Genomic DNA, 18702 nt, shown 5'->3' with positions numbered 1-18702 from the left:
CTATTTAATCCATGCTCCGTCCTTGCCAAGCTTATAGCCATCAATTGTTGTATTGGCAGCCATTGCACCTGAGCTATATAGGTAATACCATTTGCCATTTACATATTTCCAGCCCGTTGCCATTGCACCGCTGTTTTCAAGGTAATACCATTTGCCGCCATCAAATAACCAGCCAGTAGCCATTGCACCGGATTTATTTAGGTAGTACCAGGTATTGCCGTCTTTCAGCCAGCCTGTGGCCATTGCACCGGATTTATTTAGGTAGTACCACTTACCGCCAGTGTTTAGCCAGCCCGTTGCCATTTTGCCGTCTTTATTTAAGAAGTACCACTTGCCGCCGTCATTGAGCCAGCCTGTTGCTTTAGCATCCTTCACATAGAAGAACCAAGCACCATTTTCAAAGCTCCAGCCGTTTTTCACTACTGGTTTTGGATCCGGCTTAGACTCTGCATCTTTACGTTGGATGATCACTTCTTTCGTTGTTTCATTGCCGGCAAAGTCCACTGCCCTAAGAACCACTTTATTTTCGCCTTCAGCTAGTGAAACCGTTACTTGGTGATTCTTGTTGAGTGGTGCCAAGTAATCTACCGGACTGATGAAAGGAGTTTCAAACTCTTGGTTTTCATCAATATAGAATTTTAAATAGTTGAAGTTATCTTGTAAATTGACATTAAAGGTAACTTTGTCAACATTCTTGTCCACTCTCTCCGGTGCCGTAACATTAATGACCGGTTTTGATTTATCCAAAAAGACTTTACGTGCAATCGAGAATGTCTTATTCGAGTGGTCAGTTGCTTCAATAATTACGTCAGCTAGGCCATCCTGTTCAAATGTAACAGTTGTGTCGAAAGCGAGATTTCCTTTTGCATCCTTCGTAGTAGCTACAACTTTACCATTTACTTTCAATGATTTTAAACCAACATCCTCTGCTACGTAACCTTTAACAGGAATTACATATGTGTTATACCCAGCATATGGTTCAGGACCAAAATCATCGAGATAAATTTTCGGCAAGTTCACATCACCGATGGCCGCAGTATCTGCTCCGTAGTTGGAAGCATAGTCTTGTGCCACTACCTCGATTACAGCCTTTTTAGGGGCATTTTCGATCTGATAGGAAGTTGTATTCCCATCAACAGTAGCCGTCAGGACGCCATCTACGAAAATACCATATTGCTTAACGCCTGTTCCTTCCTCTACTGCACTCCAAGAAACAGTTGATTTCTCAGGATCATATGTTGCTGTTACCTTTGGAGCCGTCGTGTCAACATAGACTGGAATCTTCTTCGACTGCCATTCAGCACCTTTATAGCTGATAACGGATTTGATTTCATAATAATACAAACCGTCCTTCACAACCTGGCCTTTCACTTTTCCGTCCCAAACACGATCTGCTTTTAGTGATGCGGCATCACCACTTCCTCCATCATAAGCACTTTTAATTACTTGCGCTTCTGCTTTCATGCGGCGAAGGAAATTACCATCCTTGTCCAAAATATTAAATTGAACTTCTTCGGCATTGCGAAGGAAGGTTGGAAAAACATTGATATTATCGAGTGCACCGTCCCCATTTGGTGAAAGTGGATAAACATTCTTGCCAGGTACAGGGGCAAGTGGGGTTTTATCATTATTGGTAAGCATGTTTTGTACATCTTTACCATATTTTCTAATTGTAGATAAATCATAGTATGTCGTTTCGCCAAGTGCTTTAAAGCCGTCGATCATTTGCGGGCGATCCCATTTACCATAGAAGCCCACATATGGAACTGTCAGATTTGGTGTTTTTTCATCAGGGCCTTCCAGGCTTACAGATCCTTCTACAAAAATATCTTCCTTCAAATCTAAGGAGATTTTCTTTCCATCCTTATCAAACCCTGGGATTTTAGCACCCGTGAAATCTACTTTCACTGTAAACTCGGTTGATTTCCCGGCTGGAACCGTAACTGTTTCTGGTGCTTCGACTTTCGCGCCTTCCAAATCACCGGTAGCAAGTGCGTTGAGGTCTGGCGCCCCTTCCTTGGCTTGTTGTTTAATGGCATCGGTTAAAACAGTTGTTTTCACTTTATATGTTACGTCTTTGTCAGAAATGTTTTTCGCCGTGAATGTCATGTCAAACGTTTTCGTTTGGAAGTCCTTTAATTCTACCTTCGCTTCACCAGATGCTTTATTGACGACATAGGCTGGTGTTGTGACAGCGGAATGTGTCTGCATCATCCCTGCTCCTTCAATACGAGGAGAGTATGGACGTCCATTCGCATCATTGATGACTTTGGCTGTGTTCATTAACAAGACTTTTGCAAGTTTCGTGCGTTCTTCAACAGAAAGCTGCGTAAAACGCTTGTCCCCTTGCAGATATTGCTGCACTAATGCTGAACCACCGGCAACATGTGGTGTTGCCATTGACGTACCGCTCTTTGTGCCATATTTATCATCGTTCAACGTTGAGTAGATGCTTCCGCCCGGAGCGGTAATTTCAGGTTTCAATTCTAAGGAAGGTGTTGTTCCCCATGAAGTAAAGCCGGTCATCTTTCCTGCAGTAGGTGATTCTACTTTCGCCGTATTTACTTTTAGGGTGGTATGACCTTCTTTAATGGCTGCTTCAAGTGCAGCGCCATCTGCTGTTTCAATCATCATGAATGGGATTTCAAAACCGCCTTGGCTATTTTGGAAGGCACCGCCATTATTGTAAACGATAATACCTGCCGCACCTGCTAGATAAGCATTTTTCGCTTTATCGGCAAAGGTTAAGTCCCCGCGTGGAACCACGACCACTTTTCCTTTTACATCCAAACCGGCATAATGTTCTGGGGCACCAAGCTGCCCGCCCAAGCTGACTAGCTCAAGCTTGCCGCCATTATTTTCCGCGAGCTTCGTCCAGTCGTCTGAACCAAAACCATCACTTTTGAAGGAAGCAAGTCCATCTAATGCTAGCGCATGTTTATACAACTGAGCACCATTGTTAGCAGCAGCTACGGATAAAGCCTCTGGATAAATAGAAGGCGCTCCCACTGTTCCAAGATCAGGGTTTTGTGCAAGGGGTGTTGCACCTGTCAATCCATAACCAATATGGCCTGAATTCCCAGCGGCAACAGCGCATACGATTCCATTTGCCACAGCACGTTGAACCGCTACGTCTTCAGCTGAGTTTGCCGTATAGAAAGAGGCAACATCCCCAAGGCTCATATTGATGACATCAGCCCCAAGTTTGATTGAATCATCCATAGCAACAAGATAAACGTCAGACCATGTAGCAGGATATACCGGGTCATTACTAAATACCTTCATTGCAAGCACTTGAGATTCCGGAGCAACCCCTTTAATACCGCCCGTTGCTTCATCACCGTTAGCAGTAACCGTTCCTGCTACGTGCATTCCATGCATACTTGATGTTAAGTCCTTCACGGTATCATTTAAATCATAGTAGTTATAGCCGTAAGGAACTTTATCTGTATAGAATTTTCCTTTTAGGCCATTATCCTTGGCAATTTTGGCAACTTTATCTTTGGTTAAGTCTTCTTTAGAGCTGTCTGTTAATTTAAAGTCTTTATGGCTTGGATCGATCCCTGTATCAATGACGGAAACAATCATTCCCTCACCTTTGAATCCAGTATCTGCCCACGTTTCGCGTGATTGGATAAAGTTATGGCTTGTCTTCATTTCCGGTACGGCTTCAGGACGTAAATATTCATTAGCTAAATAGACATTTTTTACGCCGGCAATGGATTCGATTTTCGCCACATCACCATAGGCAATCTCACCGCTGAATCCATTGAATGCTGTTGAAAACTGCATTTTATAGGTAATGTTAATTCCCTTAGCCTTTAGTTTGTCTTTTACAGACTTTTGCTGGCTTTCTACTTTAGAGGTAAGTGATAGCTTTTTGTCTGCGGATAATTCTTTGTACAGTGTACCTTGTTTTGTGGCGTACTCAAGTGGTGTTTGTCCTTCTACCTCAACAATAACCCGGACCTTATCGGTTGCCTTTAGGTCGGCTTTCGATTTAATCTTTTTGGAATCTGCTGCTGTAAAAGCACTCGCCGTTTCTAACTGCTTAATCTGTTTAATCTTTGATTCGAGATCGCCTGGTTTATAGGCTGCAGCCGATGCTTGCAAAATAAAACCAAGGTTTGAAAACACCAATGCTGACGCTAATGCGTATGTTGCCATTTTACGCTTTTTTGAATAATTCTTTTTCCCCACTACTGAATTGCCCCCTTTAATAAATACATAGAAAGATAGAATATTATCTATTTGGATTGCTAGTGTAAGAATCCAAATTTTATAGAAAGACGGACAGGATGAAATCTGTCCGCCTTCATATTAAAGAAAAGAATATTACTTAATCCATGCTCCGTCCTTGCCAAGCTTATAGCCATCAATTGTTGTATTGGCAGCCATTGCACCTGAGCTATATAGGTAATACCATTTGCCATTTACATATTTCCAGCCCGTTGCCATTGCACCGCTGTTTTCAAGGTAATACCATTTGCCGCCATCAAATAACCAGCCAGTCGCCATTGCACCGGATTTATTCAGGTAGTACCAGGTATTGCCGTCTTTCAGCCAGCCTGTGGCCATTGCGCCGGATTTATTTAGGTAGTACCACTTACCGCCAGTGTTTAGCCAGCCCGTTGCCATTTTGCCGTCTTTATTTAAGAAGTACCACTTGCCGCCGTCATTGAGCCAGCCTGTTGCTTTAGCATCCTTCACATAGTAGAACCAAGCACCATTTTCAAAGCTCCAGCCGTTTTTCACTACTGGTTTTGGATCCGGCTTAGACTCTGCATCTTTACGGTTGATGACAATTTCCTTCACTGTTTCATTGCCCGCAAGGTCTTTTAGTTTCAACGTGAATTTATTTTCACCAAGTGCTAATGGAAGTTCCACTTTCACATTTGCACTGATTGGGTTTTGCATTTCTACTTCGCTGTCAGTGGATTTTTTGAAGACATTGTTATCACCGACAAAGAAGTCAAGGTGGTGCAAGTTATCCTTAAGGTTTACATCTAATGTAACTTTCTCAACGTTCGCATCCACTCTTTCCGGTACATTTACATTGATTTCACCTTTTGTTGTATCAATATAAACATAACGAGAAATGGAGAATGATTTATTAGCATGGTCAACAGCTTCAATGAAGACACTTTGCAGACCGTCTTTTTCAAATGTCACTTCGGTTGAGAACGTTATGTTTCCATCTTTATCTTTTTTCAATGGAACTTCTTTTCCTGCAACTTTTACATATTTGAAGCCTGTGTCATCAGTCACAATCCCTTTAACTGGAATTGTCCGGGTATTATAGGCACCATAGGCATATGGCGTATTTGAGACATATTCGCCACTTGCATCTTTTGTTCCGTCAGTGAGGTAGATTAATGGCAGGTCCACATCACCGATTGCAGCGGTATCGGACGCAGCATTTTGTGCATAGTCAATAGCAAGGACTTCTATAACTGCTTTTTCTGGTGCATTTTTAATGACAGAAGAAGTAGCCTTCCCATCTTCAATTACATCAACAATTTTGCCATTTACGAAAATTCCGTAAAGTTCAACTCCCGAACCATCTTCTGTCGTAGTCCAATTAACTGCCCCTGTTTTCGGATCGTATTTCGCCTCTACTTTTGGAGCTGTAGTATCGACTAATACTGGAACTTTCTTCGATTGCCACTTGGCACCGGCATAATCGATTACGGATTTAATTTCATAGTAGTATAATCCGTCTGCTACTGTTTTTCCGCCGATTTTGCCATCCCATGCCCTGTCTGTTTCATAGTTATAAACAGAACCACTGCCATTATTGTAGAAGTTCTTCCTAACTGATGTTTCTGTTTTCACGCGGCGAAGTAATTTTTCATCTTTATCCAAGATGTTAAATTGAACCTCAGATGCGTTCCGTAAGAATGCTGGGAATGCATTGATATCATCATTGTATGTGTCACCATTTGGTGAAATAGTCCAAACATTCTTTTCAGGAACCGGAGCCTGGAACCAGTCATCGATTAGCATGTCTGTAACAGGCTGATTTGCTCCAAACATACCCGTTGCATCGAAATAACGGTCTTCACCTAAATCTTTAAAGCCATCAAGGATAGATGGGTTGTCCCAATTTCCATAGAAACCGACATACGGAACGGTTAAGTTAGGCGTTTTTTCGTCGACTGCTTTAAGATTTACTGAGCCTTCAACGAAGATGTCTTTTGTTAAATCACGAAGAACTTTGTTTCCTTCTGTATCATACCCAGGAATTTTTGCATTGGTTAAATCCACTTTAACAGTGAAATCTAAAGATTTTCCAGCTGGAACGGTCACCGTTTTAGGACCATTAACCACTGCACCTTCCATATCACCGGCAATCAATGCATTATAATCAGGTGTTGTTTCTTCCCATTGATAGAAAGTATCTGTTAATACGCTTGTATCAACCGCATATGTTGCATCCTTGTCAGAAATGTTTTTAGCTGTGAAGGTCATTTCGAATTGTTTCGATTGGAAATCCTTCAATTCCACCTTTGCTTCACCATTAGACTTATTCACCACATATACAGGTGTAGAAACAGCGGAATGCGTCTGCATCATACCAGCGCCTTGACGGCGTGGAGAGAAAGGCTGCCCTTCAAGGTCGTCGATTACCTTAGCAGTATTCATTAACAATACTTTTGCCAATTCCGTTCTTTCAGAGACAGATAAACCTTTAAAACGCTTATCTGTTTGCAAGTATTCTTGTACGAGTGCAGAACCCCCGGCCACATGCGGCGCGGCCATTGAAGTACCACTCATCAATTCGTACTTATCATTGTTTACAGTAGAATAAATATTTCCGCCAGGTGCGGTAATTTCAGGCTTCATTTCAAGGGATGGTGTTGTTCCCCATGAAGTAAAGTCTGTCATCCGGCCCATTTCAGGACTCTCGGATTTATTCTTTTGTGTAACTTGAAGCGTTGTTTGGCCGGCGGCAATCGCTGCATTAAGGGCTTCACCCTCTGCCTTTGAAATATGCATAAATGGAATATCCCAGCCGCCTTGATCCTTGTAGAAGAATCCGTTTGTAGCATTCCAAACAATAATACCAGCTGCACCTGCTGCGGCTGCATTTTTCGTTTTATCAACAAAGGTTAAGGAGCCACGGGGAACGACAACGACTTTGCCTTTTACATCTACCCCTGCATAATCGGCAGCTGCTCCAAGTTTAGCTCCGAGGCTGACAAGCTCAAGTTTGCCGCCATTGTCAGCTACAAGCTTCGTCCATTCATCCATTCCGTAACCAATAGCTGAAAATCCTTCATTACCTGCTACCGAAATAGCATTCTCATATAAGAACCCTTCGTTACCGGCAGCTGCAACAGAAATGGTGTCTGGATTTAGACCAGGAGCACCGACTACACCGATATCAGGATTTTTCAAATACGGGTCATCCCAGCCGTAACCAAGATGCTGTGAGTTTCCTGCAGACACCGCACAAACGATTCCGTTAGCTGTTGCTCGTTGGATTGCAAGATCCTCAGCACTTTCTTCATCATAGAAGGATGCGGTAGAACCAAGGCTCATGTTTAATACATCTGCACCAAGTTTGATTGAGTCATCAATCGCAGCAAGGTATATGTCAGATGTTGTGGATGGGAATAACGGGTCATTACTGAATACCTTCATAGCCAGTACTTGTGCTTCTGGTGCAACCCCTTTAATTCCGCCATTTGCTTCATCACCGTTTGCAGCAACTGTACCAGCTACGTGCATTCCGTGCATACTTGCTCCAGGACCTAAGTCAAGGATGGTGTTGTTTTGGTCATAATAGTTATAGCCGTAAGGAACCTTATCGGTATAGAACTGTCCTTTTAAGCCATTTTCTGAAACAAGCTTTCCAACTTCTTCTTTCGATAGTTCTTCAGAGGCATTGTCCGTTAATTTGAAATCACGGTGTGATGGATCAACACCAGTATCAATAACGGAGACAACCATGCCTTCACCCTTGAATCCGGAATCGGACCATGTATCACGGGATTGGATGAAGTTATGGCTTGTTTTCATATTTGGTTCAATGACTGGACGATTATACTCGTTCGCAATATAAACCTTTTTTACCCCTGCAATTGCTTCAATCTTAGCCACATCCCCAAATGCGACCTCACCGCTAAAACCATTGAAAGCGGTTGCATATTGCTGCTTGTACTCAATCTTAACGCCCTTAGAGCGAATTTTATCTTTCACAGACTTTTGCTGACCTTCCACCTTTGAGGCGAGTGAAGATTTCTTATCTTCTGATAACTCTTTGTACAATTTCCCCTCTTTTGTTGCATATTCAACCGGCGTTTGGCCGTCTACTTCAACAATGACACGGACCTTATCTGTCGCCTTAAGGGATGCTTTTGCACTATTAGACTTTGAATCTAGTGCTTTTAAAGATTGTTTAGACGATTGCTGGTACTCTTTTAATTGCTGAAGCTTTGAATCTAAGTCACCAGGTTTATAGGCAGCAGATGCTTGAGACACAATACTAAAGTTTGACATAACTAGAGCTGAAGCCAATGCGTATGTAGCAATTTTGCGCTTCTGATTGCGGTTCTTTTTGCTCATTTACTAATTTCCCCCTTTTTTATTAGTAAAAATAATAGAAAGATGTTCTTGTACACTCAAATTTATGCATTAGTGCGAAAAATTGGAATATACAAATATAATATTATCCCTTTTTCATAGCGAGGGTCAATAAAATATTCGGAAAGCGAAGAAAAAGTTTTCGCAATATTCGACATAATTTATCGAGATCATTGCTTAAGTGCCACAAACTACTTTTTCATCGGTATTTTTTCCAATACATCCGTTGCAAATTTCGAGTACTTTCTTTCGTTAAAGTCTTAAATTCAGTTTTCCTTTCCTGCAATTTTGCTAGAAAAAGAACAGATCTTGACATACTTTTGATCGGAAAATTGTTTCTTTAGGATAAAATCATCTCCCTAATGGATATATTTGCAAAAATAATTCATTTTTCTAGAATATTAGTCTTATAGTGAAAAAGTATTTCAGGATGTTTTATGTTATGAATGGGGTGATTGTTTTTTTTAGAAAAATTGGGGAATAAATGGATTTTCTATCGCCTTTTATAGTAGGATAGTAATAGTTTTAATTCATTTTACACAAACCGGAGGGCTATAGAATGCTGACTGCCGCCCAACAAAAAGTGAAACGCGAACTGGAAGAATTGCAGACAAACGCCTTATTTCACAGTGATTCTGAAGCCGTTCCACCCGCTGAAGGACACTCTCTGAAAAAGTGGGTCTATCTTACTATTGGGTTCATTGGATTCATGTTCATCTCCTTCTTCCTCACGATTGAGTTATTGACATCTAATCATGAGAGGCTTACTTCTTATTTATCTATTGAACAAAATTATTATAGACAAAGTGAGAAACTACTTAACGTTTCGATCGAACAAAGTTCTACTGACATGGAAAAAGCGAAGGCAAATCATACCTTACTGTTAAAGAGATTAAACGCCCTTGAGACGCCTTCCAGTTTGAAAGCTCATAAAAAGGAATTGCGGGATGCCATGGAACAACGGCTGGACATTCTGACCTATCTCACCTCAGTCAAAAATAAGGACTCCCTTATGCTAAACAAAAAATTAATGGAATTGCATATTAAGGAAGAACTCGCCATGGATAGTTTACTAGAGGTATTAGCCCAAGAGAAGATTAAGTATGTAATGAAAAATGATGGCACAATAAACTATTGGGTAGATGATAAAAAGTATACATACTAAAAGAGGATCCGCAAGCTGCGGATCCTCTTTTTATTATTCGGCCGCTTGCACCAGCTCTACAGCTTCCAGCTGCTGTTTCAAGCGTCTTTGATTTATTTTTTCCAGGGTTAAAAGGATCAAGTGGGCAATCAAGACAGTGAGTACAAAGAGTTCAACGGCATAATCGATATAGTACCATGAGAATGTCGCGGTGATATCGTAAAGTGAATGAACGAGGACAGTCACCCAAAGGTTTCGTGTCCATAAGAGGATGACTCCCAATAGCAATCCCATGTTAGCAAAGGTTACGATCGCTCCAATTCGAATCGACCATGACTGCTCCGAATCCAATGTGTGATCAATCCCAAAAAGAATTGATGTGAGGAACAGCGCGCTCATGAGGAAAAGATCTCTGCGCCCGCTCTCCCACCTCCTCGGAAAAACTTTTTTAAAGAGGACAAGCAGAAGAATCATGTAAGCAAGCCGCCATACCTCTTCCAATCCTGCAAGTGTATCCGAATATAGGTCATAGCCAATCATATCTACTTTTTCGAAAAAGGTCCAAATGGCATCTTGCGCCGCGGGATCCCCCGTATCTTCCTCCACTGCCATTTGCATTTCCGTATAGTTTTGAACATAGTGGTCATAATTCGTGCTAAAGTCTTGAAATGCATAGGTTGAAAATAGATTATTGACCGTGCTGCCAAGAAAGAAAATCAGAAAGGCACCCGTGAATTGAAGGGTAATCTGCCGTTTTGTTTTCGGTTGATCCGCGGGACTTTGGAGCCGTCGGTGCAGTTTCCAGCCGATAAAAAAGGATGACACCATTATGGCATCATAAAGGGTACTTGCCATATAGGTATACCGTGTAAAATAGAGGAGAATCTCTGCCCCAATAGTCACGACGAGCATGGCAAAAAGTAACTTTATCGAGATCGGTTTTGTTAAATTTGTTGTCATTCGCGTCTTCCCTGCCTCCCTACCTAAACAAAGTAACTGCCAGGATTCCAAACCCATTTAAAAAAAGCAGGAAAAGGAAACAGCAGAGCACCCACTTCCATTTTCTCTTCACAGATTTTGTCTCCTTTATATTTATTTGTAAAGCTATGTTTAGTGAAACTAGCAAGTGATAATAATAGAAATAATTTAACATATTAAAAGGAAAGTATCACCAAAATGTTTTTACTTTTTTTCTTCCAATCATCCTGGTGATTTTTAAACTGTGACTGGCATATGAATGTACTAGCCATCATTATGATAGGAGTTTGAAACATGAAACGTCTAGGATCTATCGTTCTGTCCATTTTTATTATTTTTGTCTTATCAGCTACCAATCCCGAACGCGCAGAATATATCGATTGGATTAATCACAAAACAATGGACCAATCGTCAAATCTGTTAAAGAAGGGGATTCTCTCCGTTGCCGGGAAATCAATCTTTGATGCGGGCACCACCAAGTCCGATTATGTTGTCTTCTCCATCTACAAAACGGACTTTACCGATATCGGGATGGGCAAAGTAACGACCATTGGAGTATTTAATCGATTTATACCGTTGTCTAGTTTTGGGAAATAAGTTTGGATTGATGTATTATTCGTATAACTCGCCATTAACTTCTATTGATGAATTTCTTCATTTTTTTCGAAGGTTTGGTCGCTTAGAACCTCTATAAACGACTGCTTTCTCTTTTTTTTCATGGGTTCGGTCGCTTAGAAGTTTTATTAGCGACCATTTTCTCTGTTTTTCCGAAGGTTTGGTCGCTTAGAGCCTCTATAAACGACCGCTTTCTCTTTTTTTTCGCAGGTTTGGTCGCTTAGCACCTCTATAAACGACCGCTTTCTCTTTTTTTCGCGGGTTCGGTCGCTTAGATCCTCTAATGCCAAGTGCCTATTCATTCCTTGATTAATCATTATCTGGTAAGGGCGGTACTGATAATGTCTGTTAGCCTTTTTTTTACGTTCGCGTGCCAGCTGCTGTAGGTATCAACCAGTTGATCAAGAATGTCTTCTCCCTGATCCCCAGTGGTTTTTCTATTCACTTCTTGGTCCTTCTCCTGAATGTTGGCAAGATCCGCCAGTATCCTGTCGATTTCTTGATCATGATCTGAAACAGCTGGATTTCGTTTTGCGGCCAACAGCTTTTTTTCTGCGGCGATTCCATCACCCGACTGAAACAACATCATCGCCTCCTTATAGGCGGCGGTTTTTTCATGGGCGAGGATAACTTTTCCGACGACAAGACCAAGAAGGATGACAAACAGCAGCAGGGAAATCGTCCATGATCGATTTACTTCTTTATACATGACCAAGAACCCTTTCCCTACTGGTGACAAAACGGCTGAAATCCGGATCGCAGCGATATTTCTGCGTAACCAATTGCAGCGTTGCCTCCTTAAGGCTTCCCCATTTCACATTTGGATTGGCATGGATGATATGGCACAATCGTAAGATTCTCTCCTTTGGAAAATAGTCAAGAAATTCCTCGATAAATGCCGAAAACTCGAGAATGTAGAGCTTCATTCGCAGTGTCGAGCTTGCAATAGTTAAGAATGAGTCCATCCCAAAATCAATGACAATCGCATCACGGTAGTGAATAAAGTAGGCAATACACTTTTTCGTCACCAGTGCGCGATTGATTTTCGCCACCTCCAGTGCATATTTCGTAAAATTCTTATCATATGAAGAAGGAATAAACCCTTCCAATTCAAGCTCCATCTCACTTCTTAACACCATTTCGTTTAACACCTTTACACAGCGAATCTTGACCCTGTCGCTATAATCCAACTTGCTTATTTCCAGGAGTTTCTCGTAGGCGGCGGCAAGCCTCCCCTCTTGGAAATCTGTTTTGGCAAGTTTACTGTCGGACACAATTCCGGCTTGGATCGACCGGAAGTCAGTACGAAGCAGTTTTTTCATTTGATGGTAATACTCACTTTTTTGGAAGAAGGCGGTCAGGCCAAGATCGGCGATCCAATAGATGATTCCCGCAGTAACCGTATAATGCATGACATTAATAGTCGGGGCGTATAGGATGCCAAGGCAGACAACGAGTAGCACTCGAATAGTACCTGTCGAGATCCGTTTTCGTAAAATGGATTTGCAAAGGCGCTCAATTCCAATGAGACCCTTGCCGCATGTGGGACACTTCCCGATGTTTAAAACAGAATAACAGCTGCATTTCTTGCACAGTTTGAGCTTCTGAAATTGATACTTCGTTTGTAATTTCTCAAGCTTCCGGCCAGCCTGTTTAGTCAATCGAATCACTCTCACTCAGCAGGATGACTAATTCGTCATCCAAATCCTTGTAATCGCCGACACAGCGTTTATTTTTCAAAAGTTTATAGATCTTCGTAATTAGTGCCAAAACGAGAATACTAGTAAAGATGATAACGTACATGGACACCCTCCTGGTGAAGTAAATTTTATTTACATCCTTTAATAGGGCTATTTTTGTCATTCTAGGGAGTACTGCTTGGGAATATACTATCAGCAACGGTAAGCCAAGTCTTTTGCCAAAGGAAACTGTCAGTGGAGGTGCACACAGTTGTCAAGAAAATGGCTTAGTAGTTTGATAGCGATTGGGTTCTTGCTTTACGGCTTTAGTAATATAAGTGTACGCGCTGCAGCTCCGTTGCATTCCACTTCCCGGATAGAAGGAATGCTTGTTTTGGATGTCAGTAATTCCATGAAGAGCAGTGACCCGAATAACATTAGCCATGAGGCGATGAAGATGTTTATTGATATGGCCTCACTAAACGGTGATAAAATTGGCGCCATTGCCTACTCCGATGCTGTGATGCGTGAAAAGGCGCTCGTTAAAATCCTCACTGAAGAGGACAAAGTGGATTTGAAGGAGTTTATTGACTCTATTGGAACATACACTTATACCGATTTATCCACAGGCGTAAAGGAAGCAGTTAAGGTACTCGATGCGAGCAATGAACAGGATTATGTTCCGCTGATTGTGCTGTTGGCTGATGGGAACGATGATTTGGATCCGAAAAAGGCAAAAACGCTTGCCGAAGCCCAGGGTGATCTGAAGAAGGCCGTTGCGGATGCGAAAGCGAAGGGATATCCGATCTACACCATCGGCCTTAACGCTGATGGCTCGCTGAATAAGGAGGTGCTCCGGAATGTGGCAGAGAACACCAAGGGCACATTTTTTGAGGCAAGCAATGCCGATCAGCTTCCACAGATTCTCAGTGAAATTTTTGCGAACCATTTAAAGTTGAAAATTGTCCCTGTGAAGCAAATAGTCGGCAATAGTGATTTTGAAGCTATAAACATCACAGTGCCAAATGAAAATGTTGTCGAGGCAAACATTTCGTTCATATCGAGTCAGCCCATAGAGCTCAAGCTATTTGACCCTTCCGGAAAGGAACGAGCGATTCCCTCTAATCAGGTTCTGCTTTCACGGTCAAGGACCTACTCGATGATCAAGCTGGTAAAGCCGGCTGAAGGTGAATGGACACTAAAGGTCAAGGGCGTGCCGCAGGATCAGATTGATATCAGCCTCGTTTTTAACTATGACTTAAAGCTAAAACTGGGTTTGCCCTCTAAGCAGAGCTTTAATGCGGGGGAAATCGTTAATGTTAGCGCCTTTTTTGAGGATTCCGGCTCAAAAGTTACCGATCAAGAAATCTATCAATCCATGAATGCAACGGTGTATCTGAAAGATCTCGAAAAGGGAAAAACAGAAGAATTTGCCCTAAACGGGGCGGGGGCGGGGGCGGGTTTAGCGGCCAGCTCAAGCTTGGAGATTCTACGGACTATGAAATCATCGTGAAAGCGGAGGATCAAAGCTTTTTCCGTGAGACTGCGCCGCAAAGGATTGCAGTTAAACAGATGGCATCCGTGCCTGATTCGGCAAAGGTTAAGGAAAAGGTAAGGGAAAACAAGGAAGAATCATCATTAACATGGCTGTATGCAACTGGCGGTGCAGCTGGCATGATCCTGCTTATAGGGCTGGCTTCTATCCTGTTCTCACGGTTGAAACGGGCGCGCCGCGGGTTTAGCGGCCAAATGGTTGTAGAAATAAAGGATGAGGATACAGGGGAACGTTTAAGCCCGCAATTCAAGAAATTAAAGCTCTTTAAGAGAAAGTTCCATCTCCATCAACTGCTCGCCCTTTCCCCGGAATTCACAGAAACCGCGGGCATTGTGTTCAAACCAGCAGCCGGAGATTCGCTGCTCCTTATCAACCACTCCAACTGCATCATCGAAAAAAGCAGCCGTGCCATCGACGCCAAAAAAGGCCTAATCATAAAAAAGAACGACCGCCTGCGCATCATCCCGAAAAAAACAAATAAATCTATCTACGTTGAGTATATTTAAAAGCTAGAAAAGTGTAGGCGCCCTGGTCAGCGGCGTATGGCCTGGAGCTCTCCAACTGAGATAAAGGAAACACGAAGAGCCGGAGGCGATTCGATGTTGACTTATCGTAGGGCGGAGAGCGAAGGACACTAGCCGCTAGGGCGCCGGAGCTAGATCGGGTGTCAGGCACCAATTGGTATTTTTTTACTTTAATTTGTCGGGGAGGTATTTTGTGTGAAAGCTAGTGTGAGAGAGCATATTCAGCAGTTGGATGTGTCGCTTGGCGGGGGGATTATTTCGGAGAAGATCCGTGTGGATACGATTGATAATCCGATGCTGGTGATCGGCCTTGGAGGTACGGGAATTGATGCTCTGTTAAGGCTTAAGTTTCAGGTGAACAGGCGCTTTAAGCTGCCGCAGGATCCCTTATCGAAGAAGAAGAAGGAAAAGCCGAATAATATTGAATTTCTGGCGTTTGAAACGAATGAATATGACCGCAATAAGAATTACAAGGGCATTGGCCTTGATCCGAACAAGGAATTTGTCCTGCTTTCCAACCCGGAAATCGGCGGCCTTCTGCAAAATCGCAGCACGCTTGAGCCATACATCAAGGAGTGGCTGTCACCGGAGCTGTTAATTGCAGACGGAATCAGCGGCGCATCCGGCGTCCGCCAGGCCGGCAGGCTGCTCTTGTTTACAAAAATCAACCAAGTCGTACAAACGATTGAAAGAAAAATTGAAGCCGTGCTCGAGGGCACAGGCAAACGATTATATGTCTTTATCTTAACCGGCCTTTCCGGCGGAACAGGGAGTGGCTGCTTTCTCGATATCGCCTACATTACCCGCGGCATCATGGAGCGGAAATTCGGTCCGACCGGTGTCGATAAAGTCAGCCTCCTTGGATACTTATTTACTCCTGACGTGAATTTGTCCAAACGCGGCTTGAGTTCACATACTGTCGAATATATTGAGAAAAATGGCTTTGCTGCCTTAAAAGAACTTGACTACTGGATGAATTGTGATGAACGGAACGAACGCTACAAAATGAAGTACGGCAGCCTCTTAGATGTCAACTCCCCCATGCCGCCGTTTAACCTCTGCCATTTGATCTCCGGGACAAACCTTGAAGGGAAATGGCTTGAAAATGCCTATGATTACTGCATGAATGTGACCGCTGAAAATATCAGCAACTTTATGGCCAGTGAAGAAAAGAAATCCGGCGAAGAATTTGCCATCCACGACTATATAAGCAACATCCGCACCAATATCGCGCAAATGCCAAAGCCCTACGCCGCTAACTACCAATACAACATTATCGGGGCCTCAATGGCAGAAATTCCGCTGGAGGAAATGACCACTTACATCGGCTATAAGCTGTTTACAAAAATGAACAAGATGTTTGATGCAGAGCCAAATCAATCGGAAGTAGAGCAATTTTTAGAAAAACTGCGGCTTGACCCGGACTCGATCCACCAGCGCTTTAACGAACGTGTGCCTGACCCTCTGTCAGGTTATGAAAACAGCGACCGGTACTCCTACAATCATGTGATTAAGACACCCGTCATCCATCTTAATGAGGAGTTAGAGCGTGATTTTTTGCTAAAAGCAAAGGAACAATACCGCAAATGCAGGAAACAGCTGCCAGGGGAAATCATTGTGGAAATCAACCGCCAGCTGGAGCGCTATTTCCTTCTGCCGAAAAAGGGGCCCATTTTTGCCTCACGTTTGCTTTACTCCACCGATGGCTTCTGCCTGTTAAAAACATTACAGGCCTATATAGAAGGACTTCGCGACCGCTTAGAGCGCCTGCCAAAAGCCATTCTCTCCGAACAGGAGCATGCCATAAGCAAGCAGGAGGAAGCACGCACCGCCTTTATGGGAAAGGACCGCAAGAAAAATGCCTATATCGAGGCGAAGCTAGCCGAATTTGATTTGCGGGCGGAAAAGGACCGCAGCGAAGAAATGATTGAACTCTATGAAGATGTTTACCAGCTTATTTCTCAACAGAACAACAAAGTATATGAGGTTTATAAAGAAATTCTTGAAACGTTGAAGGGGATTTTTGAAAAGAATGCCCGTCTCCTTGTTGATGGTGAGGACATGAGTCATGACCATGATACCGCTTATTATTGGCATCTTGTCAGCGTCTCAGATATTGGCCGCGAAATCCAGCACTTATTTGAGTCAAAGGATGGCGAATTATTGGTACAGCAATGGGCAGAAATGCTGCTTGAAAAATCCTCCAATTGGGTAAAGGAAACGGACCTTGATGTCGTTGGCACAGTTTCTGAGTTTCTAAGCGATCAATTTGGAGAATTGATTACCAAGTCAATGGAGGACTTTTTACGGCTAAAATATGGCGAGGATCTGCCCATCGATAAAATTATTGAAGATAAGATTGCCGCTCGCCTTGACCGCGATGCCTTACCGGTCTTCCACCTTGCCAACAGCACGGGATCGCTGCACTTCCCGCAATGGGGCTTTGTCTCTGTTCCTGTAAAGGCACCGAATATTTTCAACGGGATCAAAAATTTCGAGCGCCACTCACTTAGCCATTCACGCTTTACGATTAAAGAAAGTGAGCTGAAAAACCGCATCTTCTGGTTAAATACAAAAAACGGTATTCCATTATTTGCCTACTCGCCACTTTCCCTCTATGAGGCTGCCTATGAAAAAACGATATTCGAAAAAGAAGGGGTCGGGCGCCATCTCGTGCAAACAGAGAAGGAGAATTGGGTCTACCTCCCTACACCGATTCCGGAAAAATCATGGGGGGATACGTACAAAAACGAACGTGTGAAACAATACAATGCCGGGATCCGCGCTCTGTTTGACCAGGGCAGAAAGCTTGGCTGTATCACCATGAAGAATGACGAACGCAATACAAGCGCACGGTTTCAGTGCCATTTTACAAAGGACGTGAATATAGCAGCACTCTTTTCCCGGCATGATGTTGATCCGAAAAGAATAGAGAAAGCGAGTCTTGGGAACTTAAAGCTTGTGCTGCGGCAACTGCAGGACCTGCTTGCCGGCGGGATGACTACTGCCGGTTCAAGCAATATTTTTGGCAGTACAAACGCTGATATGGCAAAGGAAAACTTCATCCGTTCCCCTAAACTGATTGAAAAGATCAAAGCAGAGGTGCGGAAATATCGATTCATTCACGGAAAAGCGGCGGAAATTGAACAGGCTATTGCCTTACGGAAAGACAAGGAATCGGTGATAAATCAGTTCATTCAGGCTATTTATACAAGAACGATTAAAAAGCGCGGCGCCCTTTATGTCTATGATAAGGAGCTGGAGGAAGATGCGTGGGAGCCGTTCGTAAACCTGACGAAAACGACGCGGTTTATTGATTACGAAATCTATCAAGTATATAGGGAGCTTCCTCCAAAGCAGAAGGCGCAGCTCGACAAGAAATCAGAGCAGCGCAGCAATGAACTCATCCAGCAAGAAAGTGCCGCGCAGCTCATTTTCGCCTTAGAAGAAATGGCCTCTCTCTATCAAAAGGAAAAAGAAGCCCTCGATTATGACTATAAAGAGCTGGCAAACGGCGAGGAAGTGTACGATTTTTATAAAGAGATTTTGATCAAGGTTATGGAGATGCTGCGGCAATTAAAATCATAAGAGGATTGGCGCTAATTAGCGGATAATTGG

At 43.0% G+C, this 18702-nt stretch carries 11 protein-coding genes; 5 read left to right on the top strand and 6 right to left on the bottom strand.

All coding sequences use genetic code 11. The features are described 5' to 3' along the window. Entirely contained in the window at window positions 1-4200 is a 4200-nt protein-coding gene (locus tag ACO1D1_RS09235) for a S8 family serine peptidase (RefSeq protein ID WP_423335688.1), read from the bottom strand. Window positions 4201-4335: 135 nt separating this feature from the next. Continuing rightward, entirely contained in the window at window positions 4336-8571 is a 4236-nt protein-coding gene (locus ACO1D1_RS09230) for a S8 family serine peptidase (RefSeq protein ID WP_423335687.1), read from the bottom strand. A 577-nt stretch (window positions 8572-9148) separates the two neighbouring features. On the opposite strand from ACO1D1_RS09230, the gene ACO1D1_RS09225 reads away from it, so the two are divergent. Beyond that, window positions 9149-9754 (top strand): hypothetical protein, encoded by a 606-nt coding sequence (locus ACO1D1_RS09225; RefSeq protein ID WP_423335686.1) that lies wholly within the window; start codon window positions 9149-9151, stop codon window positions 9752-9754. Window positions 9755-9787: 33 nt separating this feature from the next. On the opposite strand, the gene ACO1D1_RS09220 is transcribed toward ACO1D1_RS09225, so the two are convergent. Next, window positions 9788-10693: a type II CAAX prenyl endopeptidase Rce1 family protein gene (locus tag ACO1D1_RS09220; RefSeq protein ID WP_423335685.1), complete on the bottom strand. Its 906-nt coding sequence runs from the start codon at window positions 10691-10693 to the stop codon at window positions 9788-9790. A 312-nt stretch (window positions 10694-11005) separates the two neighbouring features. On the opposite strand from ACO1D1_RS09220, the gene ACO1D1_RS09215 reads away from it, so the two are divergent. Next, complete coding sequence (locus tag ACO1D1_RS09215; RefSeq protein WP_149871664.1) at window positions 11006-11308, top strand: DUF4359 domain-containing protein; 303 nt, start codon at window positions 11006-11008, stop codon at window positions 11306-11308. A 334-nt stretch (window positions 11309-11642) separates the two neighbouring features. Here the strand turns inward: ACO1D1_RS09215 and ACO1D1_RS09210 are convergent, their stop codons facing one another. The 3 genes from ACO1D1_RS09210 to ACO1D1_RS09200 are packed head-to-tail and all read right to left on the bottom strand — an operon-like array spanning window position 11643 to window position 13129. Then, window positions 11643-12035 (bottom strand): hypothetical protein, encoded by a 393-nt coding sequence (locus ACO1D1_RS09210; RefSeq protein ID WP_423335684.1) that lies wholly within the window; start codon window positions 12033-12035, stop codon window positions 11643-11645. Beyond that, window positions 12028-12996: a hypothetical protein gene (locus ACO1D1_RS09205; protein WP_423335683.1), complete on the bottom strand. Its 969-nt coding sequence runs from the start codon at window positions 12994-12996 to the stop codon at window positions 12028-12030. The genes ACO1D1_RS09210 and ACO1D1_RS09205 overlap by 8 nt, the downstream gene beginning before the upstream one ends. Next, window positions 12980-13129 (bottom strand): hypothetical protein, encoded by a 150-nt coding sequence (locus ACO1D1_RS09200; protein ID WP_423335682.1) that lies wholly within the window; start codon window positions 13127-13129, stop codon window positions 12980-12982. The genes ACO1D1_RS09205 and ACO1D1_RS09200 overlap by 17 nt, the downstream gene beginning before the upstream one ends. A 147-nt stretch (window positions 13130-13276) precedes the next feature. Here ACO1D1_RS09200 and ACO1D1_RS09195 point away from each other — a divergent pair, with 147 nt between their 5' ends. The 3 genes from ACO1D1_RS09195 (at window position 13277) to ACO1D1_RS09185 (ending at window position 18672) form a co-directional block, all read left to right on the top strand. Further along, window positions 13277-14518, top strand: coding sequence for a vWA domain-containing protein (locus ACO1D1_RS09195; RefSeq protein WP_423335681.1), 1242 nt, complete (start codon window positions 13277-13279; stop codon window positions 14516-14518). After that, a complete protein-coding gene (locus tag ACO1D1_RS09190; RefSeq protein WP_423335680.1) occupies window positions 14515-15066 on the top strand; it encodes a hypothetical protein in 552 nt (183 codons plus the stop codon). The genes ACO1D1_RS09195 and ACO1D1_RS09190 overlap by 4 nt, the downstream gene beginning before the upstream one ends. Before the next feature lie 213 nt (window positions 15067-15279). Further along, window positions 15280-18672, top strand: coding sequence for a tubulin-like doman-containing protein (locus ACO1D1_RS09185; RefSeq protein ID WP_423335679.1), 3393 nt, complete (start codon window positions 15280-15282; stop codon window positions 18670-18672). Window positions 18673-18702 lie beyond the last annotated feature (30 nt).

It is taken from the genome of Neobacillus sp. 19, from assembly GCF_049463095.1.
Taxonomy (GTDB): Bacteria; Bacillota; Bacilli; order Bacillales; family Cytobacillaceae; genus Neobacillus.
Note: the sequence above shows the minus strand (reverse complement) of the source record. Positions and strands in the feature narration are given on the sequence as shown.